Annotated in this window: 19 protein-coding genes and 1 riboswitch; of the genes, 14 read left to right on the top strand and 5 right to left on the bottom strand. The window is 68.9% G+C overall.

Going from position 1 to position 19,636, the window contains the following annotated elements:
* Positions 1-8: 8 nt before the first annotated feature.
* Positions 9-998, bottom strand: coding sequence for a phosphotransferase enzyme family protein (locus tag SBI67_RS06605; protein WP_318979783.1), 990 nt, complete (start codon positions 996-998; stop codon positions 9-11).
* Between the two features lie 251 nt (positions 999-1,249).
* Here SBI67_RS06605 and SBI67_RS06600 point away from each other — a divergent pair, with 251 nt between their 5' ends.
* From SBI67_RS06600 to SBI67_RS06570, 7 genes are all read left to right on the top strand, one after another.
* Positions 1,250-2,809 carry an APC family permease gene (locus SBI67_RS06600; protein WP_266045235.1) on the top strand — a complete coding sequence of 520 codons (1,560 nt, stop codon included), beginning with the start codon at positions 1,250-1,252 and terminating at the stop codon, positions 2,807-2,809.
* 6 nt (positions 2,810-2,815) lie between these two features.
* Positions 2,816-4,084, top strand: coding sequence for an aspartate aminotransferase family protein (locus SBI67_RS06595; RefSeq protein ID WP_318979782.1), 1,269 nt, complete (start codon positions 2,816-2,818; stop codon positions 4,082-4,084).
* Positions 4,081-4,470, top strand: coding sequence for a YybH family protein (locus SBI67_RS06590; protein ID WP_318979781.1), 390 nt, complete (start codon positions 4,081-4,083; stop codon positions 4,468-4,470). The genes SBI67_RS06595 and SBI67_RS06590 overlap by 4 nt, the downstream gene beginning before the upstream one ends.
* 192 nt (positions 4,471-4,662) lie before the next feature.
* Positions 4,663-4,866 (top strand): hypothetical protein, encoded by a 204-nt coding sequence (locus SBI67_RS06585; RefSeq protein ID WP_318979780.1) that lies wholly within the window; start codon positions 4,663-4,665, stop codon positions 4,864-4,866.
* Complete coding sequence (locus SBI67_RS06580; RefSeq protein WP_318979779.1) at positions 4,842-6,173, top strand: HNH endonuclease signature motif containing protein; 1,332 nt, start codon at positions 4,842-4,844, stop codon at positions 6,171-6,173. Before SBI67_RS06585 ends, SBI67_RS06580 begins: the two co-directional genes overlap by 25 nt.
* Positions 6,174-6,213: 40 nt before the next feature.
* Positions 6,214-8,289, top strand: coding sequence for a phosphate acetyltransferase (pta, locus tag SBI67_RS06575; RefSeq protein WP_318979778.1), 2,076 nt, complete (start codon positions 6,214-6,216; stop codon positions 8,287-8,289).
* Positions 8,289-9,398 carry an acetate kinase gene (locus SBI67_RS06570; RefSeq protein ID WP_318979777.1) on the top strand — a complete coding sequence of 370 codons (1,110 nt, stop codon included), beginning with the start codon at positions 8,289-8,291 and terminating at the stop codon, positions 9,396-9,398. The genes pta and SBI67_RS06570 overlap by 1 nt, the downstream gene beginning before the upstream one ends.
* Here SBI67_RS06570 and SBI67_RS06565 read toward each other — a convergent pair.
* Genes SBI67_RS06565 through glnX form a run of 3 tightly spaced genes read right to left on the bottom strand, consistent with a single transcriptional unit; the run spans position 9,395 to position 13,973 of the window.
* Positions 9,395-11,686, bottom strand: a complete 2,292-nt coding sequence (locus tag SBI67_RS06565; RefSeq protein WP_318979776.1) for a serine/threonine-protein kinase PknG — start codon at positions 11,684-11,686, stop codon at positions 9,395-9,397. The genes SBI67_RS06570 and SBI67_RS06565 overlap by 4 nt on opposite strands.
* On the bottom strand, positions 11,686-12,651 hold the full coding sequence (locus SBI67_RS06560; protein ID WP_318980465.1) for a glutamate ABC transporter substrate-binding protein: 966 nt from the start codon (positions 12,649-12,651) through the stop codon (positions 11,686-11,688). The genes SBI67_RS06565 and SBI67_RS06560 overlap by 1 nt, the downstream gene beginning before the upstream one ends.
* A gap of 5 nt (positions 12,652-12,656) precedes the next feature.
* Positions 12,657-13,973, bottom strand: a complete 1,317-nt coding sequence (gene glnX, locus SBI67_RS06555) for a protein kinase G-activating protein GlnX (RefSeq protein ID WP_318979775.1) — start codon at positions 13,971-13,973, stop codon at positions 12,657-12,659.
* A 103-nt stretch (positions 13,974-14,076) separates the two neighbouring features.
* Here glnX and SBI67_RS06550 point away from each other — a divergent pair, with 103 nt between their 5' ends.
* Entirely contained in the window at positions 14,077-14,559 is a 483-nt protein-coding gene (locus SBI67_RS06550; RefSeq protein WP_318979774.1) for an NUDIX hydrolase, read from the top strand.
* Here SBI67_RS06550 and thiE read toward each other — a convergent pair.
* Positions 14,549-15,184, bottom strand: coding sequence for a thiamine phosphate synthase (thiE, locus tag SBI67_RS06545; RefSeq protein ID WP_318979773.1), 636 nt, complete (start codon positions 15,182-15,184; stop codon positions 14,549-14,551). The two genes, SBI67_RS06550 and thiE, sit on opposite strands and share 11 nt — an antisense overlap.
* 34 nt (positions 15,185-15,218) lie before the next feature.
* Positions 15,219-15,330, top strand: a riboswitch (TPP riboswitch).
* Between thiE and thiO the strand changes: the two genes are divergently transcribed.
* The 6 genes from thiO (at position 15,320) to SBI67_RS06515 (ending at position 19,611) form a co-directional block, all read left to right on the top strand.
* The gene (gene thiO, locus SBI67_RS06540; RefSeq protein WP_318979772.1) at positions 15,320-16,312 is read left to right on the top strand and encodes a glycine oxidase ThiO; all 993 of its coding nucleotides are present in this window, start codon (positions 15,320-15,322) and stop codon (positions 16,310-16,312) included. Its footprint overlaps the riboswitch before it by 11 nt.
* Before the next feature lie 7 nt (positions 16,313-16,319).
* A complete protein-coding gene (gene thiS, locus SBI67_RS06535) occupies positions 16,320-16,517 on the top strand; it encodes a sulfur carrier protein ThiS (RefSeq protein WP_318979771.1) in 198 nt (65 codons plus the stop codon).
* Entirely contained in the window at positions 16,510-17,301 is a 792-nt protein-coding gene (locus tag SBI67_RS06530) for a thiazole synthase (protein ID WP_413232417.1), read from the top strand. The genes thiS and SBI67_RS06530 overlap by 8 nt, the downstream gene beginning before the upstream one ends.
* A complete protein-coding gene (locus SBI67_RS06525) occupies positions 17,298-18,053 on the top strand; it encodes an SGNH/GDSL hydrolase family protein (RefSeq protein ID WP_318979770.1) in 756 nt (251 codons plus the stop codon). Before SBI67_RS06530 ends, SBI67_RS06525 begins: the two co-directional genes overlap by 4 nt.
* Positions 18,050-18,946, top strand: a complete 897-nt coding sequence (locus SBI67_RS06520) for an ABC transporter ATP-binding protein (protein ID WP_318979769.1) — start codon at positions 18,050-18,052, stop codon at positions 18,944-18,946. Before SBI67_RS06525 ends, SBI67_RS06520 begins: the two co-directional genes overlap by 4 nt.
* Positions 18,943-19,611, top strand: a complete 669-nt coding sequence (locus SBI67_RS06515; RefSeq protein ID WP_318979768.1) for an ABC transporter permease — start codon at positions 18,943-18,945, stop codon at positions 19,609-19,611. The genes SBI67_RS06520 and SBI67_RS06515 overlap by 4 nt, the downstream gene beginning before the upstream one ends.
* Positions 19,612-19,636: the final 25 nt, after the last annotated feature.

Genomic DNA, 19,636 nt, shown 5'->3' with positions numbered 1-19,636 from the left:
GGTCTCCTTTACCGTAACCAGCTGTCGTCGTTGAGATAGCGTTCGGCCAGTCGGGCAGTCCCGACGGCGTACCCGGGGCCGATCGCGATCGCCGCGTCGGCATCGGCGTGGGAGGCGATCCACGCGGTGAGTTGAATCCGCCGCAACATGACGAAGGTCGGGATGAGCGCCAGGTGTTCGTCGGGGAGGCTGCGCACCTTCTGATAGCCGCGCAGCCATTCGCCCACGATGCGTTCGGCTTCCGGGGTGTCCTCGATCCACGACACCACCGCGCCCAGATCGGCCAGGTGCCACCCCCAGCCGGCGTCGTCGAAGTCGATGACGGTGATGCCGTCCGATGGTGCCGCCGGGTCGACCATCAGGTTGGACAATCGCAAGTCTGCGTGAATCAGCCCGAATCTGTCTGCGCCGGTACCGAACTCGACAAGCTCCTCGGTGATGCGGTGTACCGCGCGCATGATGATGGCGCGGTCGGCCTCGGCCAGGGCGGGTGCCGCGCGCCAGTCGCCCCAGCGCGCCCCCGGCCCCAGGATGTCGTCGAGGTCCCAGCGGAACCGGGTGAAGCCGTCCGGGACGGACCAGTGTTGTACATGCTCGTGCATGATCGCGGTCAACTCGCCGAGGGTGCCGAAGCCGACCGCCTCGGGAACCTCCTCGGCGGTGCAGCCCGGTATCAGGGTGACGGCGTCGACGAACAGTTCGCGGCCGCCCACCTCGGCCGCCACCACCTCGTGGCCGGCGGCCGAACGAACCAATTCCGGTGTGTCGACCGTGGTCTCGGCGCGCAGGGCGGCCATCCAGGCCAGTTCGGAGCGGATGGCAGCCAACGAGTGGTAGCCCGGCCGGTGTACCCGCAGCACGATCGGGTCGTCGTCGGCCACCAGGTACGTGGCGTTCTCCGAGAGGCTGAGCAGGCGCAGCGGGCTGTCCAGATCGCGACCGTAGGCGGCCAGCGCCGCGCGGGCGAAGCGTTCATGGTCGGCAGGAAGTCCCGGCATGCCGAACAGTGTGGCGCAAGTATCGAGCCAAAGCAGACCAAATAGGCGGGATTTACTTTTCTGTTGCAAAACCACGGTCCGCGAAACGTGCTGGAAACATGGTGTGTGATGGCTGAGACTTCCAGTTGACCAAGCAATCTCGACGAGGTAACAATGGCCCGCGTCGCAATACGTCACCAGCATCGAAGCGGGTGGCTTTCGGATACCAGACCAAATCTCGGTCGAAGCAAAACCCCTCAGATAGGGACTCAATGAGCGAAATCATCGATCCACCGGTGCCGTCTGGCACCGATACCGTCCAGCGCCTGAAGCCGAATGCGGTCGGGCTGGTCGGCGTGCTGTTCATGGCGGTCGCCACCGCCGCACCCATCACTGCCATGGTCGGCAACGTGCCGATCTCCGTCGGCTTCGGTAACGGCGCCTACGCGCCGGCCGGTTACTTCGTAGCCACCATCGTGCTGACCCTGTTCGCCATCGGCTACGCCAAGATGAGCAAGCACATCACCGCGACCGGCGCCTTCTACGGGTACATCTCGCACGGTCTCGGTCGCATCGTCGGGTTGGGTGCCGGCTTTCTGACCGCCCTGGCCTACATGGTGTTCGAGGCGTCGCTGATCGGTATCTTCTCGTTCTTCGGCAACGACCTGTTCTCGTCACTGTTCAACATCCACGTGCCGTGGATCGTGTTCGCGCTGGTGATGCTGGGCATCAACGCCGTGCTCACCTACTTCGACATCAACCTGGCCGCCAAGGTGCTCGGCGTCTTCCTCATCACCGAGATCGTGATGTTGGCACTGATGGCGTTGTCGGTGCTCTTCACCGGTGGTGGCCCGCAGGGCTGGTCGTGGGGATCGCTCAACCCGATCAACGGTTTCCACAGCCTCTCCGGTGTGGTGGCCGGTCCGGACGGCTCGATGATCACCGTTGCGGGGTCCGCCGGTGTGGGCCTGTTCTTCGCCTTCTGGTCCTGGGTCGGGTTCGAATCCAGCGCCATGTACGGCGAGGAGTCGCGCAACCCCAAGAAGATCATCCCGATCGCCGTGGTGAGCTCGGTCATCGGCATCGGCGTGTTCTACGTGCTGGTGTCCTGGCTCGCGATCGTCGGCACCGGACCGGAGAATGCCATTGCGCTGGCGCAGGATTCGGCTACCGCCGGGAACATCTTCTTCAACCCGGTGCATGACCACCTGGGGCAGTGGGCGGTGGATCTGTTCAAGATCCTGCTGATGACCGGGTCGTTCGCCTGCGGTATGGCGTTCCACAACTGCGCCGCGCGCTACCTGTACGCACTCGGCCGCGAAGACGTCATCCCCGGGATGCGCAAGACGATCGGCGCCACCCATGCGGTGCACGGTTCCCCGCACATCGCCGGCTTCGTGCAGACCGGTTTCGCCACCCTGGTGGTGCTGTTCTTCGAGTTCACCCAGCGCGATCCCTACACCGGTCTGTACGGCCTGATGGCCTTGCTGGGCACCACCGCCATCATGATCGTCCAGGCGCTGGCGGCGTTCTCGGTGATCTCGTACTTCCATGTGCAGAAACGTCATCCGGAGACGGCCAACTGGTTCAGCACCTTCCTGGCGCCGCTATTGGGTGGGCTGGGCATGGTGTACGTGATCTACCTGCTGGCCAAGAACGCCTCGTTCGCCGCGGGAGCGGCGGCCACGGACTGGATCTTCGCGGCCATCCCGTGGGTCGTCGCGGTGGTGGGTATCGGGGGCGTGCTGTGGGCGCTGCTGCTGAAATTCCGGGATCCGCAGCGGTACGCCGAACTGGGCCGTACCGTGTTGGAAGAAGCCCACGAACGCTAGGCACCCATGTCCAATGCCAAGGCATTCTCAAAGATCATGGACTCCAACAGCTATCAGGGTGGTCTGCAGGACGACCCCCTGATAGCTGCCAGGGAGCGGATGCTGGGCCCGGCGTACCGGCTGTTCTACGAACGGCCGGTACACCTGGTCCGGGGCCGGGGCACTCTGCTGTACGACACCGATGGCAACGAGTACCTGGACGCCTACAACAACGTCGCCAGCGTCGGGCATGCCAACCCGCACGTGGTGGACGCGGTCACCCGCCAGCTGGGCCTGCTCAACACCCACACCCGCTATCTGCACGAGGGCATCGTCGACTACTCGGCCCGGCTGCTGGCCACCTTCCCTGATCCGGGGTCCGGCGACTCCTACCAGGTGATGTACGCCTGCACCGGTTCGGAGGTCAACGATCTGGCGTTGCGGGTGGCCCAGACCTACACCGGGGCCACCGGCGTCATCATCACCAACGATGCCTACCACGGCAATACCGCTGCGGTGACGGCGATTTCGCCGTCCATCGGCGGTGCCGCCGTGGTGGGGCCGCACGTGCGCACCGTCGCACCGGATTTGCGCGGGGTGGACGCGGCGATCGCTGATCTGAAGGCCAGCGGGTTCGGGGTGAGCGCACTCATCGTCGACACCGTGTTCTCCTCGGACGGCATCTATCCCGACCCGTCGGTGCTCGGTCCGGCGGTCGCGGCGGTGCGGGCCGCCGGAGGGGTGTTCGTCGCCGACGAAGTGCAGCCCGGCTTCGGGCGCACCGGTGATGGCATGTGGGGGTTCGACCGGCACGGTGTGGTGCCCGACCTGGTCACCATGGGCAAGCCGATGGCCAACGGATTGCCGGTGGCGGCGATGGTGGCGCGCGGCTCGGTGCTGGATGAGTTCGCCAGCGGCATACCGTATTTCAACACTTTCGGTGGTAACCCGGTGTCGATGGCGGCGGCCGCCGCGGTGCTCGACGTGATCGAGGACGAGAAGCTGGTGGCCAATGCGGCCGAGGTCGGTGGGGCGCTGCGGACCGCGTTGACACGGCTGGGCGACGAGCATCCGGTGATTCGGGAGGTGCGCGGTGCCGGGCTCTACATCGGGGTGGAGGTCGACTCGCAGGAGACGGCCAAGTACATGGTCAACGCCATGCGGGAACGCCGGGTGCTGATCTCGGTGTGTGGTGCGCACAGCAATGTGCTGAAAATCCGTCCGCCACTGGTGTTCTCGATGGCCGATGTGGACCGGTTCGGTACGGAGTTCGAAGGGATGTTGCACCAATTGTGACCGAGGACGATGTGCTCGCCGCCGCGGATGCCCTAATTGCGGCGTTCGCCGCCACCGACACCGCGGCCTACTTCGACTGCTTCAGTCCCGACGCCACGTTCGTGTTCCATCCGGAGCCGGCGCGGTTGGACAGCAGGGCCGCCTACGAGGCAGTGTGGGCGGGCTGGCTGGCCGCGGGCTGGCGGGTGGTGTCGTGCACCAGCACCGACCAGCTGGTCCAGCTCTTCGGTGACGTCGCCGTGTTCAGCCATTCGGTGCGGACCACCACCTCCGACACTGGCGTGGAGTCGACCGTCGACGAGCGCGAGACGATCGTGTTCACCCGCGTGGGGGAGCGGTTGATCGCAGTGCACGAGCATCTGTCGCCAGTGGCCGACGGCGACTGAGCGCTGCCGACGCGCCAGTGTAGTCACTGCCCGCCTCTGAGCGACATTTCAGCGACAGTTCCGCACCGGCGGTTGACTGCCGTCGTAGCTGAATGTCAAGTCCGAATCGCGTTGCGCCACAGTATCTGTGGATGAATCGGCGATTGTGGATAACTCGCGGATCTGTCGGTGGTGGGGCGTAGCGTTTCGAACATGTCAGCGAATGCGGTGTCGGATCGGGTGTCGGTGCTGGCCGCCTTCGACGCCTACGACTCCGCGTGCGAAGCGCTGGCCGGACTGGACTTCACTGCGTTCTCCGTTGCGGAGTTGTTGGCGTTGCAGTCCGCCGGGAACACCGGGCTCGCACGACCGCCGGTGTGGATCACCGGATCATGGCCGTCCTGCAGACCCGGGTGACACCCGCCGAGATCGGCGAACGTACCTGGACCAAGGTGTTGATGACGCGCATGCGCATCGGTGAGGCCGAGGCCAAGCGCCGGGTCGAGTTCGCCGAGGATCTGGGCCCGCGCTACCCGACGTGCGGCGGCAGCATCGAACCGGCGCTGCCGGCGACCGCGGCGGCATTGGCCCAGGGGGCGATCAGCATCGATCATGTCTGCGCCATCCGCGACGGGCTGAGGAGGGCCGCCACGGTGCGCGATCCCGCGGGCTGCTCGGCGCTGGAGGCCACGCTGGCCACCGCGGCCCGGCATGTATCTCCTGCGGAGGTGTCCGCCCTGGCCGATCGCGCGGTGTACCTGATGAATCAGGATGGTCTGGAGGGCCCGGACCCCGCTGCCGCCAAACGCGGCCTCACGATCGGGCGCCAGGGACCCGACGGGCTCTCCCGGGTCAGCGGTCATGTCGACGCCGAGACGGCGGGCTACCTGCGGACCCTCAACACCGTCCTGGCGGCCAGGGGCGTCAACAACCCCGACGACCCCGACTCGGTCAACCCGTTGCTGCCCACGCAGCAGCCCGATGCCAGCACAGGCGCGGCCACCGACACCGACACCGACACCGACACCGACACCGACACGGCGCAGGAGCCTGACTCGAATGCTGCCGGGGATGCCGCCGACGAGCACTCCTCACCTCGAGAGCGCGATATGCGCACCCCACCTCAACGCAACCACGATGCCCTCAAGACGATCCTGCGGCACGCCCTGATGTCCGGCCGGCTCGGCCAACACAACGGGCTGCCGGTGACCCTGCTGATCTCGACGACACTGTCGGAGTTGGCGGCCAAGGCTGGAATCGCGGTCACCAGTGTGGGCACCCTCGTGCCGATGCGCGATGTCATCCGGTTGGCCGGCCACGCCGAGCACTACCTGGCCGTCTTCGACGAACACAAGAGCCTGCCGCTCTACCTGGGCCGCGCTCGGCGCACCGCGTCGGTCGGGCAACGCCTGGTCATGGTCGCTCGGGATCGCGGGTGTAGCCGACCGGGCTGCACCCGGCCCGCCATGCAGTGCCAGGGCATGCACGTCGACCAGGACTGGATCGACGGCGGCTCGACCAACGCCGACAACCTCGGCCTTGGCTGCGACCGGGACAACCAGCTGGCCTTCGACACCGGCTGGAGCACCGAGATCGGGGACGACGGCCGGGTGCACTGGAAGCCCCCGCCCCTTCTCGACACCGGTCAAGACAGGACCAACCACCACTTCCACCCCGAGGAGCTCCTACACCCACCCGACGAGGACGACCGGGACGACCCATGATGAGTTGGCTCACGTTGGGTCATTTGGTTGGCTCTTACCCATGGCCCCCGCTGCGTCCGCGATCTACATCGCCGCCCCCGAAGGCGACACCGGCAAGTCCACCATCGCGCTCGGCATCCTGGCGCGCTTGGCGGCGACCGTCGCCAAGGTCGGCGTGTTCCGGCCCATCGCCCGCTCGGGTGAGGACGGTAGTGACTACATCCTGGAACTGCTGCTGGCGCGCTCCACCGCGGGCCTGGGCTACCAGGACTGTGTCGGTGTCAGCTACCAGCGCCTGCACGAGGATCTCGACGGCGCCATCGCCGAGATCGTCGAGCGGTACCACCACGTGGCCGATGCGTGCGATGCCGTCGTCATCGTGGGCAGTGACTACACCGACGTCGCCAGTCCCAGCGAGCTGGCCGTCAACGCGCGGATCGCCGTCAACCTGGGCGCCCCCGTCGTGTTGGCGGTACGTGCCTCGGACCGGACCCCCACCGAGGTTGCCCAGGTCGCCGAGCTGTGCCTGGCCGAGCTCGGCGCCCAGCACGCGCACACCGCCGCGGTGGTGGCCAACCGCTGCGATCCTGCCCAGCTCACCGAGGTCGCGGCGGCACTGGCCCCGCTCGGGCCGAAAAGCTATGTGCTGCCCGAGGAGCCGGTGCTGGTGGCGCCGTCGGTGGCCGAACTGCGTGACGCGGTGCGCGGCACGCTGACCGGAGGGGACCCGGCGCTGCTCAACCGCGAGGCACTCAGCGTCCTGGTGGCCGGCATGACCGCCGAGCACGTACTGGAACGGCTGCGCGACGGGATGGCTGTGATCACCCCCGGTGACCGCTCCGATGTGGTGATGGCGGTGATGGGCGCGCACGCCGCGGACACCTTCCCCTCGCTGTCCTGCCTGATCCTCAACGGCGGCCTACAACTGCATCCCGCCGTCGCCAAACTGGTCGACGGGCTCAAGCTGCGGTTGCCGGTCATCGCCACCGACTCGGGCACCTATGACACCGCTCGTGCGGTGGCCAAGGCCCGCGGCCGGGTGACGGCGGCCTCCACCCGCAAGATCGACACCGCGCTGGCCCTGATGGAGAACCACGTCGACACCGCGGATCTCCTTGCGCAGCTGGCCATTCCGATCCCCGAAGTGATCACCCCGCAGATGTTCACCTACCAGTTGCAGGATCGGGCACGCGGGAATCGTCAACGCATCGTGCTGCCCGAGGGCGACGACGACCGGATCCTGCAGGCCGCCGGCCGACTGCTGGCGCACAGGGTGGCCGATCTGACCATCCTCGGTGACGAAGCCGCGGTCCGCGGCCGCGCCGCCGAACTGGGCGTCGACCTGGACGGGGCTCAGGTGATCGACCCGCGCACCAGCGAGCTGTGCGACCAGTTTGCCCAGCAGTACGCCGAACTGCGCCGCAAAAAAGGGGTCACCGTCGAACAGGCCCGCGAGATCATCCACGACGTCTCGTATTTCGGCACGATGCTGGTGCACAACGGCATGGTCGACGGCATGGTCTCGGGGGCGGCACACACCACCGCGCACACCGTCCGGCCCGCTTTCGAGATCATCAGGACGGCACCGGGGGTTTCCACCGTGTCGTCGATCTTCTTGATGTGCCTGGAGGATCGCGTGCTCGCCTACGGCGACTGCGCCATCGTGCCCGACCCGACGTCCGAGCAACTCGCCGATATCGCCATCTCCTCGGCGCGCACCGCCGCCCAGTTCGGCATCGACCCACGCATCGCGATGCTGTCCTACTCCACCGGCACGTCGGGCACCGGGGCCGATGTCGACAAGGTCAGGGCGGCAACCGAACTCGTCCGGGAACGCGAACCCAGCCTGCTGGTGGAGGGCCCCATCCAATACGACGCCGCGGTCGAACCGTCCGTGGCGATCACCAAGATGCCCGATTCGCCGGTGGCCGGGCGGGCCACCGTGCTGATCTTCCCGGACCTGAACACCGGCAACAACACCTACAAGGCTGTGCAGCGCAGCGCCGGGGCCATCGCCATCGGGCCGGTGCTGCAGGGGCTGAACAAACCGGTCAACGACTTGTCCCGCGGTGCGCTGGTGGAGGATATCGTCAACACCGTGGCGATCACGGCGATTCAGGCGCAGGGCGCCCACTGATGTCGGTACTGGTGCTCAATTCCGGCTCGTCGTCGGTGAAATACCAAGTGGTCCAGGTCGATTCCGGGGAATCGCTGTGCACGGGCATCGTCGAGCGGGTCACCGACTACAGCGTGGCGCTGCGTGAGGTGTTCGACGGCCTGGCCGCCGCGGGGCTCAGCACCGACGATCTGGTGGCGGTCGGGCACCGCGTGGTGCACGGTGGCGTGCACTTCTACCGGCCGACGGTCATCGACGACGCCCTGCTCGCCGAGTTGGAGAAACTGTCCCCGCTGGCCCCGCTGCACAATCCGCCGGCCCTGCTGGGTATCGCCGAAGCCCGCAAACTGCTCCCCGGCCTGCCGCACGTCGCGGTGTTCGACACCGCCTTCTTCCATGACTTGCCGGCCGCTGCGGCCGAGTACGCCATCGACCGGGACGTGGCGCGGCAGTGGCATATCCGGCGGTACGGTTTCCACGGCACGTCACACCGCTACGTCAGCGAACAGGCGGCGATCTTCCTGGATGTGCCGCTGGAATCCCTGAATCAGATTGTGCTGCACCTGGGTAACGGTGCCTCGGCTTCGGCGGTGGCCGGCGGTCGGCCGATCGACACCTCGATGGGCCTGACCCCGATGGAGGGACTGGTGATGGGCACCCGCTCCGGTGACCTGGACCCGGGGATCATCACGTATCTGTGGCGCACCGCCGGGATGACGGTGCCGGATATCGAGACCATGCTCAATCGCCGCTCCGGCGTGCTCGGGCTGGGCGGCGAGACCGATTTCCGGGAACTGCACAAGCGCATCGACGACGGTGACGCCGATGCCCGGCTGGCCTACGACGTCTACATCCACCGGCTGCGTAAGTATGTCGGGGGCTACCTGGCGCTGTTGGGTCGCACCGACGTCATCACCTTCACCGCGGGAGTGGGGGAGAACGACGCCCTGGTGCGCCGTGACGCGCTGGCCGGGCTGGCCGCGCTCGGCATCGAACTCGACGACTCCCGCAACACCGCCGCGCAGCGCTGCGCCCGGCGCATCTCGGCGGACACCTCGCCGATCACCGTGCTGGTCATCCCCACCAACGAGGAGCTGGCCATCGCCCGGGCGTGCGCCGAGGTGATCTAGAAGGTACTCATCGGCCGCACGCTGTTGGCCAGGTCGATCAGCGCGTAGCGGTGGGCCTGGGTGGGCGCCACCCGGGCCAGGCTGCGCAGCGACGCCTCGACGCCGAGCTGCAACCCGTGCTGGGTGAACGGAAAACCGAGGATGTGGTTGGTGCTGGCCGTGTTGTCGGCCAGCCAGTCCATCGCGGTGCCCAGCACCAGGGCGCGGATCTGCAGGACGCGCGGTTCACCTTCGGGCAGCGCCTCCACCCGCCGCGCGGCGTCGCGGATCTGGCGTTCGGACACCTCGCTGATCGAACGGCCGGACAGCAGCGTCACCGCACTGGTCAGCCGGGCCGTGGTGAAATGCCGTGAGGTGGCCGGAACCAGGTCCAGCGTGCGCACGGCATCGTCGCGGTGACCGTCGGCGGACTGCGCCCGCGCCAGCCCGAAACCCGCCGAGATCACCCCGTTGTCGGTGCGCCACACCGTTTCGTAGAAGCGGCGTTCGTCGGCGGTGCCGGCCAGCTCGGCCGTCGCGGCCAGCGCCACCTTCGGTGCCAACTCGCCGGGCAGGGTGTCCAGCACCTCGGTGAAATACTTGGTGGCCGTGTCATAGTCGGCGGTCAGCAGGGCGGCCACCCCGCGGAACCACGACAGCCGCCAACGCCAGCCGACCCGCTCCACCCGGTCGGCCAGCTGGGCCAGGTCGTCCAACTTGCGGGTGGCCTTGGCCACATCGCCGAGGTCCAGCAGCGCCCGCACCTCCATGAGCGGCAACTCCAGCGACTGGGACAGGTCGATGTCCTCGGAGTCCAGGGTGCCGTGCCGGGCCGCACGCAGCGAATCCAGCGTCTGCACAGGCTGACTCAGCACGGTCGCGGACAGGATCGGGGCGCCGACGTCGGCCGGGTCGACCAGCGGCACCTGCAGCGCCTTGACGATCTCGGGTGCGGTCAGCTTCGCCGAGTGCACCTGCCCGTCCAGGTAGACATCGGTGTGCGCCACCAGCAGTTCCACCCCGAACGTCGACCGGGGCGGGCTGAACACCGTCGACAGGCCCGGCCGCGGCACCCCGGTGTCCTGCGCGACCACCTCACGCAACACGCCCATCAGCTGCCCGGACATTTCCTCGGCGCTGGTGAACCGCCGGGCCGGATCCGGGTCGATGGCCCGGCGCAACAACCGGCCGAACGAGTCGTATTTGCGCAGTACCGGATCGTCGTCGGGCAGGCCGTCCACGTAGCGGCCCTTGCGGGTGCGCAGCTTGAGGGTCAGCGCGGCCAGGGTGCGCCCCACCGTGTAGATGTCGGTCTGGACGGTCGGCCCGGTCCGGATGATCTCCGGGGCCTGGTAACCCGGTGTGCCGTACAGGAAACCGAACGAGTTGATCCGCGATACCGCACCCAGGTCGATGAGCTTGAGCTGCTCCTCGGTGACCATGATGTTCTCGGGTTTGAGGTCGTTGTACACCAGGCCGAGCGAGTGCAGGTAGCCCAGCGCGGGCAGGATCTCCAGCATGTAGGCAATGGCTTGGGCCACCGGCAGTTTGGCGCCCTTGCGCTGTTTCAGCGACGTTCCGCCGACGTACTCCATGACGATATAGCCGACCGGGTCGCCGTGCTTGTCGTCGTGCTCGACGAAGTTGAAGATCTTCACGATGGCGGGGTGGGTGACCTCGGCCAGGAACTGGCGTTCGGCCATCGCGGTGGCCTGCGCCTCGGCATCACCGGAATGGACCAAACCCTTGAGCACCACCGGGCGGTAGTTCACGTTGGTGTCGAAGGCCAGATACACCCAGCCCAGGCCGCCGTGCGCGATGCAGCCCTTGATCAGGTACTGGTCCACCACCATGTCGCCGGGGCTCAGTTGCGGCAGAAAGGAATACGCGCTGCCGCAGTACGGGCAGGCGCCCTCGGACCGGGCCGGCCCGTCCTTGGATGCCCGGCCCACCGGCTTGCCGCAGTTCCAGCAGAACCGCTTCGATTCGGCCACCACCGGATTGGTCATCAACGCCGCGAGCGGGTTGCGTTCGGGCACGCGGGGAATCTCGACGAGACCACCACCGAGGCGCCGGGTCGGCGAACGGGGGCGCATGACGGTCGTCATGCGCTCGTTGGGCTCGGTGGTGGCCGAGCCGGCGGAGGCCCGCGACGTCCGGCTGGTGTCCCCGAAGTCGGGGCGGTAGACGGCCTGGGTGGCCATCGGCCGGACCGTCGCGGCGGACTCGTCGTCGAAATCCTCGAACTGCTCAAGGTCGGCCAGGCTGGCCGGACGGGTGCCCGGATCCTCCATCTCGGCTTCGCTCATCAGTCCACGTACCTTGCCACCGGCGGTGCCGGCGTCGGTCCCAGCACGGTCAACCATTTGCGGTACAACGTGTTCCACGTCCCGTCCCGGCGGATGCGGTCCAGCGTGCCGTTGACGAAGCGCACCAGACCGGGATTGTCTTTGTTGACCCCGATGCCGTAGGGCTCCTCGGCCATACTCGGTCCGACGATGTGCAGGTAAGGGTCCTGGCTCACCAAGCCGGCCAGGATGGTGTCATCGGTGCTGACCGCGTCGACCTGCCGCTGCTGCAGCGCCACCAGGCAGTCCGCCCAGGTCACCGTCTCCAGGATGACCGGCGGCGGGACGATCTGCCGCACCCGGTCCAACGACGTGGTACCGGTCGCCGCGCACACCCGCTTACCGCCCAGGTCGGCGGCCTGCCGGATCCGGGAATCCCGCGGGGCCAGGATGCGCTGGTTCGCCGACAGATACTCGGTGGAGAACGCCACCAACTCCTTGCGGGCGCAGGTGATGCTCATCGTCTTGACGACGATGTCGACCTGGTCGTTCTGCAACGCGGTGAGCCGGTCCGCCGAGGACAGGATGCGGTATTCCACCTGCGACGGCGTGCCGAAGATATCGCGCGCGACCTCGCCGGCGATGTCGACGTCGAACCCGGTGATGGTCCCCGTGATGGGATCGCGGAAGGAGAACAGGTTGGAGCCGATGTCCAGCCCGACGATCAGCCTGCCGCGGTTGCGGATCTTCTCCACGGCCTCCTCGGCCTGCCTGCGATCCGGGAACGGGCGCAGGCTCGCGGTGCGGTCACAGTGTTCGTTGCTCGCCGGTGGTTCCGGCGACGGGTCCGGCGGCAGTTGTTGCATGCCGGCCGGCGTCGGCGGGGCCAGCGTGACCTCGGGCAGCGGTGCGGCGGGCGCACTCTGCTCGCAGCCGGCCAGCACGGCGGCCGCGGCCAGCAGGGCGAGCATGCGGCACTTCCTCATCACCATTACCGGTACTCGCTGAGCCGGGGCCACAACCCCAGTGAGACGGCGATGGCGGCGAGCACGCTCAGCGCCGCGGCGCCGAACGTCGCCCCCGACAGCACCCGGCGGGCGCTGACGATATCGGTGCGCAGTTGGTTGCGGCTGTCCTCGATGCCCTTGGTCAGTGCGGCGTCCAGCTTGCCGAAGGCCGGGGTGGAGTCGTCCTCACCGGTCCCGAGGGCCACCTGGGTGGCGGCCTGGTAGTCGCCGACGGCGATGTAGGCGTTGATCCGATCGTCGGCCGCGCGCCACCGGCGCAACAGCTGTTCGGCGTCGGCGAGTTCGCCCTTGTTCTTGGCATCGCTGGCCAGATAGATCGACAGCTGCTGCTGCATGGCGTCGATGCGCTGATAGTAGGACTGCTTGCGGACGTCCTCGTCGCCGCGGCGGACCAGGGCCAGCGTCTCGTCGGCGCGGGCCTGCTGCGCCGTGATCGCCATCGTGGTGACCGTCTTCAGCGACTGCGCCGCAGTGTTTTTCGCGCTGCGGCTGTCGGCGGTCGAGATGACCAGTGCGGTACCCACCCAGACCACCATAATCAGCACCGCCAGTCCGCCCGCGACGAAACCGGCGTTGATCCGCCGTCGGGTCCGCCGGGTGAGCCAGCGGTTGGCGAACAACCCGAACAGGATGGTCGCCAGCACCACGATGATCACCGAGGCCGGAATCCGAGCCGAGGCGGCCGTCTCGGCGTCGACATGGGCCGAGGTGGCCTCGTACAGCCGCTGCGCGTCGGGCAGGATCTGGGTCTGCATCAGCGCCGAGGCCTCGGACAGATAGGACGAGCCGACCGGATTCCCGGCCCGGTTGTTGGTCCTGGCCGTCTCCACCAGGCCGGTGTAGACCGCCAGTTCGGCGTTGACCCGGCCGAGCAACTGGATCATCGGTTCGTCGGTCAGCCCGCTGGATGCCCGGGTCACGGCCACCGCCGCGTCGGTGATGGCCTGCTCGTAGCGCTGCCGGACATCGGTGGGTTCGGCGCCGGCGATGAACGCCGTCGCGGCGGCCGCGTCGGCCACCGACAGGGTGGTGTAGAGCTGGCCGGCCGCGAACGCCAGCGGTTCGGTGTGGTCGAGCACGGTGGTCAGCGCTTGCTGACGGTCGTTGACCGTGCGGGACGTGGCGAACGCGCACGCGATGACCAGCGCGCACAGCACGACGCCGATCGTCAGGATGCGGCCGGGCGTGGTCCACAGGAACCACCACCGCGGATGCCCCCCGGCAGCCGGCGACCGTGACGCCAGCGGTTCGGTCGACGGGTGCGCCAACTCCACGGTCACGGGTGCGCGGACCTCCCTCACAACGTGGTCGGTGTGCGATTAATGAAAGTCTAAGAGAGATTGGAGTGACGCGTGGGAATTCGTGGCCCCTTATCCTGAACCTGTGCGTGGCGACGGTGACGGCTGGGTGATGTCGGACGGCGGTGCGCACTATTGGGGCCGCCACGGCGCGGCCGGGTTGCTGCTCCGCGCGCCGGCTCCCAGCGGGGTCGCGGCGGTCCTGCTGCAGCATCGTGCCCCGTGGAGCCACCAGGGCGGCACCTGGGGTTTGCCCGGCGGGGCACGCGACAGTCACGAGTCGGTCGAGGAGGCCGCGGTCCGGGAAGCGCACGAGGAGGCCGGCCTCACCGCGGAGATGATGACCGTGCGGATCGCGGTGGTCACCCATGAAGTGCCCGGCTGGTCGTACACCACCGTCATCGCCGACGCCGTCGAACTGCTGACCACCACGCCCAACCGGGAGAGCTCGGAGCTGCGTTGGGTGACCGAGGACCAGGTCGCTGAGCTGCCCCTGCACCCCGGCTTTGCGGCCAGCTGGGATCGGTTGCGCAGCGTCGCCGCCGGCATCCCGCTGCTCAGGCCGTGAGCGCGTCCTTGAGGTGACGTGCGGCGGCCCGCGGGTCGTCGGCTTCGGTGATGGCCCGCACCACCACGATCCGGCGCGCCCCCGCGGCCAGCACCTCCGGCAGCCGGTCGGCATCGATCCCGCCGATGGCGAACCAGGGTTTGGCCGGTGCCAGCGCGGCGGTGTGCCGGACCAGATCCAGCCCCGGTGCCGGGCGTCCCGGTTTGGTCGGGGTCGGCCAGCACGGACCGGTGCAGAAATAGTCGACCGGTTCGGCGAGCGCGGCGGCCACCTGCTGCTCGTCGTGCGTGGAGCGGCCGATCAGCGGTCCGGGACCGATGATCGAGCGGGCCACCTCCAGCGGCAGATCGTCCTGCCCGAGGTGCAGCACGTCCGACCCTGCGGCGCGCGCCACGTCGGCGCGATCGTTGACCGCCAGCAGGGCGCCGTGCCGGCGGGCGGCATCGGCCAGGATCTCGAGCGCGGCGAGTTCCTGGCGGGCCTCCAAACTCTTGTCCCGCAGCTGGATGATGTCGACCCCACCGGCCAGCGCCGCGTCGGCGAACTCGGCGAGGTCACCGCGCGCCAGCCGGGCGTCGGTGCAGAGGTACAGCCTGGCATCGGCGAGGCGGGCGCGTGCATCCACAGCGCCGAGGTTATCGGGCGGGCCGAGTACCCTGGACACCCGACGCGGGAGTCCCGGGACCGGGGCTGAGAGTGGGCCAATCACCGGCCCTGACCGTTGCACCTGATCCGGGTCATGCCGGCGAAGGGAGAGGGAATGTCTGAGCGTGCACTGGCCGTCATCGGCGGCGGCGTCATCGGCCTGTCGGTCGCGCGCCGCGCCGCGCAGGACGGCTGGTCGGTCCGGGTGCACCGCACCGATGCCCGCGGGGCGTCGTGGGTGGCCGGCGGGATGCTCGCCCCGCACAGCGAGGGCTGGCCGGGTGAGGACGCCCAGCTGGCGCTGGGCCTGGAATCGCTGAAGCTGTGGCACACCGGGTTCCTGGACGGGCTGCCCGCTGAGGTGGTCACCGCGCGGGAATCCCTGGTGGTCGCGGTGGACCGGGCCGATGTGGCCGACCTGCGCACCGTTGCCGAGTGGCTCTCGGCGCAGGGGCAGCCGGTGAGCCCGACGACGGCGGCCCGCGATATCGAGCCGCTGCTGGCCCAAGGCATCCGGCACGGATTCGTGGCCGAGACCGAGCTGGCGGTGGACAACCGCCGGCTGGTGCAGGCGCTGGAAGCGGCGTGCACCGCGCTCGGCGTGCAGTGGGCGCCGCCGGTCACCGACCTGACCGAGGTGCCCGGGCTGCGGGTGATCGCCAACGGCATCGACGCCCCGGCGCTGTGGCCGGGCCTGCAGGTGCGCCCGGTGAAGGGCGAGGTGCTGCGGCTGCGCTGGCGCAAGGGCTGTATGCCGATGCCGGACAGGGTCATTCGGGCCAGGGTGCACGGCAGGCAGGTGTACCTGGTGCCGCGCCCGGATGGTGTGGTGGTCGGCGCCACCCAGTACGAGCACGGCCGGGACACCGCACCGGTGGTCACCGGTGTGCGCGACCTGCTCGACGATGCGTGCGCCGTGCTGCCGGCGCTGGGGGAGTACGAACTGGCCGAGTGCGCCGCCGGATTGCGGCCGATGACCCCCGACGGACTGCCGATCGTCGGCAGGCTCGACGAACGCACGCTGGTGGCCACCGGCCACGGGCGCAACGGATTCCTGCTGGCGCCGTGGACCGCCGAGCGGATCGCCGCCGAACTGGCACAGGGTTAGGAGCACGATGATATTGCTGGTCAACGGTGAGGAAGCCGATGTGCGGGACGCGATCACCGTCGGAGAACTGGTGAGCGACTTGGGTTTTCCGGAGAAGGGCATCGCGGTGGCGGTCGACTGGGAGGTGCTGCCGCGCTCGGCGTGGGACACCGTGCTCACCGACGGCGCCCGGGTCGAGGTCGTGACGGCGGTGCAGGGTGGCTGACTGTGATGCTCTTCGCGCAAGCGGCTCATCGACAAAACTGACCATCGCCGGCCGGGAGTTCGGGTCCCGGCTGATCATGGGCACCGGCGGCGCGGCCAACCTCGCCGTCCTCGAGGAGGCGTTGATCGCCTCCGGCACCGAGCTGACGACGGTGGCGATGCGCCGCGTCGACGCCGAAACCGGCACCGGGGTGCTGGATCTGCTCAGTCGGTTGGGCATCACCCCGCTGCCCAACACCGCGGGCTGCCGCGGCGCCGCCGAGGCCGTGCTGACCGCGCGGCTGGCCCGCGAGGCGCTCGGCACCGAATGGGTGAAACTCGAGGTCATCGCCGACGAGCGCACCCTGCTGCCCGATGCCATCGAATTAGTCAGGGCCGCAGAACAACTCGTCGACGACGGATTCGTCGTGCTGCCGTACACCAACGACGACCCGGTGCTGGCCCGGCGGCTGGAAGACACCGGCTGCGCGGCCGTGATGCCGCTGGGCTCGCCGATCGGCACCGGGCTGGGCATCGCCAACCCGCACCACATCGAGATGATCGTGGACCGGGCCGGGGTTCCGGTGATCCTGGACGCCGGTATCGGCACCGCCAGCGATGCGGCACTGGCCATGGAACTCGGCTGTGACGCCGTGCTGCTGGCCACCGCCGTCACCCGGGCCGCCGATCCGCCGGTGATGGCCGCGGCGATGGCCTCGGCCGTCACCGCCGGTCGCTTGGCGCGGGCGGCCGGGCGGATCCCGAAACGCTTCTGGGCGCAGGCGTCGAGCCCCACCGTCCCGTGAAACGGTATGTTGCGCTGGGTAGTTCGATGGCCGCGGGTCCTGGCATCGCGCCACGGGCGGCCGGGTCACCATGGCCGGCCATGCGCTCGGCACGCAACTACGCGTACCTGACCGCCGCGCGGCTCGGACTGGATCTGGTGGACGTCACCTACTCGGGTGCCACCTGCGCGCACATCCTGACCGACCACCAGCACAAGACGCCTCCGCAGCTGGCGGCGCTGGACGGATCCGAGGATCTGGTCACCATCACCATCGGCGGCAACGACGTGGGATACGTTCCGCTGCTGACGTTGGCGGCGCTGCCCGCGCCGCTGCGCCGGATCGCGCCGACGACAGACCTGTTCGACCCGGTGGCCCGCGACGCGGCCCTGTCGACCGTGCGCGATGCGCTGGTGCGGGTGGGGGCGGCCGTTCGGGACAGAGCACCGCGCGCCCGCGTGGTGTTCGTCGACTACCTGACGCTGCTGCCCCCGTTGGGAACCCCACCGCCGATACCGGCGGACCTGTTCGCCTTGGGCCACCGGGTCGCCGCCGGGTTGGAAGCGGCCACCGCCGATGCGGCCGCCGCCAGCGGGTGCGAGGTGGTGTGCGCCGGCGCGGCCAGCCGCGAACACCACCCCTGGTCCCCGCAACCCTGGACCACCAAGCCCAGCTGGCTGATCATCCCGGTGCCCGGCGCCGGGCCGGCCCCGCTGCACCCCAACGCCGCGGGCATGCAAGCGGTGTCCGATCTGCTGGTCGCGGCGCTGTGATCGAACTGACCGGCCTGACCAAACGCTTCGACCGCACCACCGCCGTCGACGACCTGACCTGCACTGTCGAATCCGGGGTGGTGACAGGGTTTCTCGGTCCGAACGGGGCAGGCAAGTCGACCACCATGCGGATGATCGTCGGGTTGGACCGGCCGACGGCGGGCGCCGCGACCGTGCTCGGCAAGCGCTACCACGAACTCACCCACCCGCTGCGCACCGTCGGTGCGTTGTTGGATGCCCGGCAGGTACACCCGAACCGGTCGGCCCGCGCGCATCTGCGCTGGATCGCGGCCAGCAACCGGATCGACCCCGACCGGGTGGACGAGGTCCTCGACACCGTCGGACTGACCGACGTCGCCGACAAGCGGGCCGGGACGTTCTCGCTGGGCATGAGCCAGCGGCTGGGCATCGCGACCGCACTGCTGGGCGACCCTCAGGTGTTGCTGTTCGACGAGCCGGTCAACGGGCTGGATCCCGAGGGCATCCGGTGGGTGCGCACCCTGATGCGGACGCTGGCCGCCGAGGGCAGGACCGTCTTCGTATCCAGCCACCTGCTCGCCGAGATGGCCAACACCGCGGACCGGTTGGTGGTGATCGGTCGCGGCCGGCTGGTCGCGGCCACCTCGATGGACGAGTTCCTGGCGTCGTCGGCCGATGTGCTGGTGCGCAGTCCGGAGGCCGACCGGCTCACCGAGGTGTTGACCGCCGAGGGCCTCTCGGTGGCGGGCGAGGGCACCGGATTACGGGTGACTGCGGCGACCACCGAGCGGGTCGGTGAGCTGGCCGCCCGGCACGGCATCACCTTGCACGAGCTGACGCCGGTGCGCACCTCGCTGGAGGAGGCGTACCTGAACCTGACCGACGACAGCACCGATTACCGGGCCGGCCGATGACCATCACCAGCGAATACCTCAAACTCCGCAGCACACCGTCGCCGGCGTGGTCGGCCCTGGCCGTCGTGGTGCTCAGCCTCGGGCTGGCCACCGCCATCCCGAGACAGCCCGAACTCGGCGCCGCCATGTTCGGCGTGCCGGTGCTCATGGTGCTCTCCGCGTTGACTGTGACCGGTGAATATCGCACCGCGATGATCCGCACCACCTTTCTCGGCACCCCCAACCGGGTGCGCGTGCTGGCCGCCAAAGCGATTGTCGCCGCCGCGTTCTCCGCCGTGGTGAGCGCCGTGGCCACCCTCGGGTCCTTCGTACTGGCCACCGGCACGCCGGGGTGGCCGACGGTGGGTGCGGTGTCCTTGTACGCGGTGCTGGGGGCGGTGCTGGCCGTCGGACTGGGCGCGGTGGTGCGGCACAGCGCCGCCGCAGTCGCGGTGCTGTTGTTGTTGCCGTTCGTGGTGGAGCCGCTGCTCGGGGTGAGCCCGCAGCTGGGTTCCCGCATCGGCCCGCTGCTGCCGTTCACCAACGCCAATGCGTTCACTGGTGTCACCTGGATCCAGAGTTTCACCATGTGGTGGGGGCCGACGGGTTCGGCGCTGTACTTCGCCGCCGTCGCGGCCGCCGTGTTCGCCGTGGCCGCCGCGCTGGTGACCCGCCGGGACGCCTGACCGGCGTCCGCTACCGTGGGGTCCT

Source organism: Mycolicibacterium chengduense (assembly GCF_033741155.1).
Classification (GTDB): domain Bacteria; phylum Actinomycetota; class Actinomycetes; order Mycobacteriales; family Mycobacteriaceae; genus Mycobacterium.
Note: the sequence above shows the minus strand (reverse complement) of the source record. Positions and strands in the feature narration are given on the sequence as shown.

Excerpts from the sequence above, each read along its gene's own strand:
- SBI67_RS06560 (WP_318980465.1), bottom strand. The coding sequence starts at position 12,651 with ATGAGGAAGTGCCGCATGCTCGCCCTGCTGGCCGCGGCCGCCGTGCTG.
- SBI67_RS06595 (WP_318979782.1), top strand. The coding sequence starts at position 2,816 with ATGTCCAATGCCAAGGCATTCTCAAAGATCATGGACTCCAACAGCTAT.
- SBI67_RS06585 (WP_318979780.1), top strand. The coding sequence starts at position 4,663 with ATGTCAGCGAATGCGGTGTCGGATCGGGTGTCGGTGCTGGCCGCCTTC.
- thiO (WP_318979772.1), top strand. The coding sequence starts at position 15,320 with ATGTCTGAGCGTGCACTGGCCGTCATCGGCGGCGGCGTCATCGGCCTG.
- pta (WP_318979778.1), top strand. The coding sequence starts at position 6,214 with ATGGCCCCCGCTGCGTCCGCGATCTACATCGCCGCCCCCGAAGGCGAC.
- SBI67_RS06605 (WP_318979783.1), bottom strand. The coding sequence starts at position 998 with ATGCCGGGACTTCCTGCCGACCATGAACGCTTCGCCCGCGCGGCGCTG.
- SBI67_RS06580 (WP_318979779.1), top strand. The coding sequence starts at position 4,842 with ATGGCCGTCCTGCAGACCCGGGTGACACCCGCCGAGATCGGCGAACGT.
- SBI67_RS06570 (WP_318979777.1), top strand. The coding sequence starts at position 8,289 with ATGTCGGTACTGGTGCTCAATTCCGGCTCGTCGTCGGTGAAATACCAA.
- SBI67_RS06600 (WP_266045235.1), top strand. The coding sequence starts at position 1,250 with ATGAGCGAAATCATCGATCCACCGGTGCCGTCTGGCACCGATACCGTC.
- SBI67_RS06515 (WP_318979768.1), top strand. The coding sequence starts at position 18,943 with ATGACCATCACCAGCGAATACCTCAAACTCCGCAGCACACCGTCGCCG.
- SBI67_RS06565 (WP_318979776.1), bottom strand. The coding sequence starts at position 11,686 with ATGAGCGAAGCCGAGATGGAGGATCCGGGCACCCGTCCGGCCAGCCTG.
- thiS (WP_318979771.1), top strand. The coding sequence starts at position 16,320 with ATGATATTGCTGGTCAACGGTGAGGAAGCCGATGTGCGGGACGCGATC.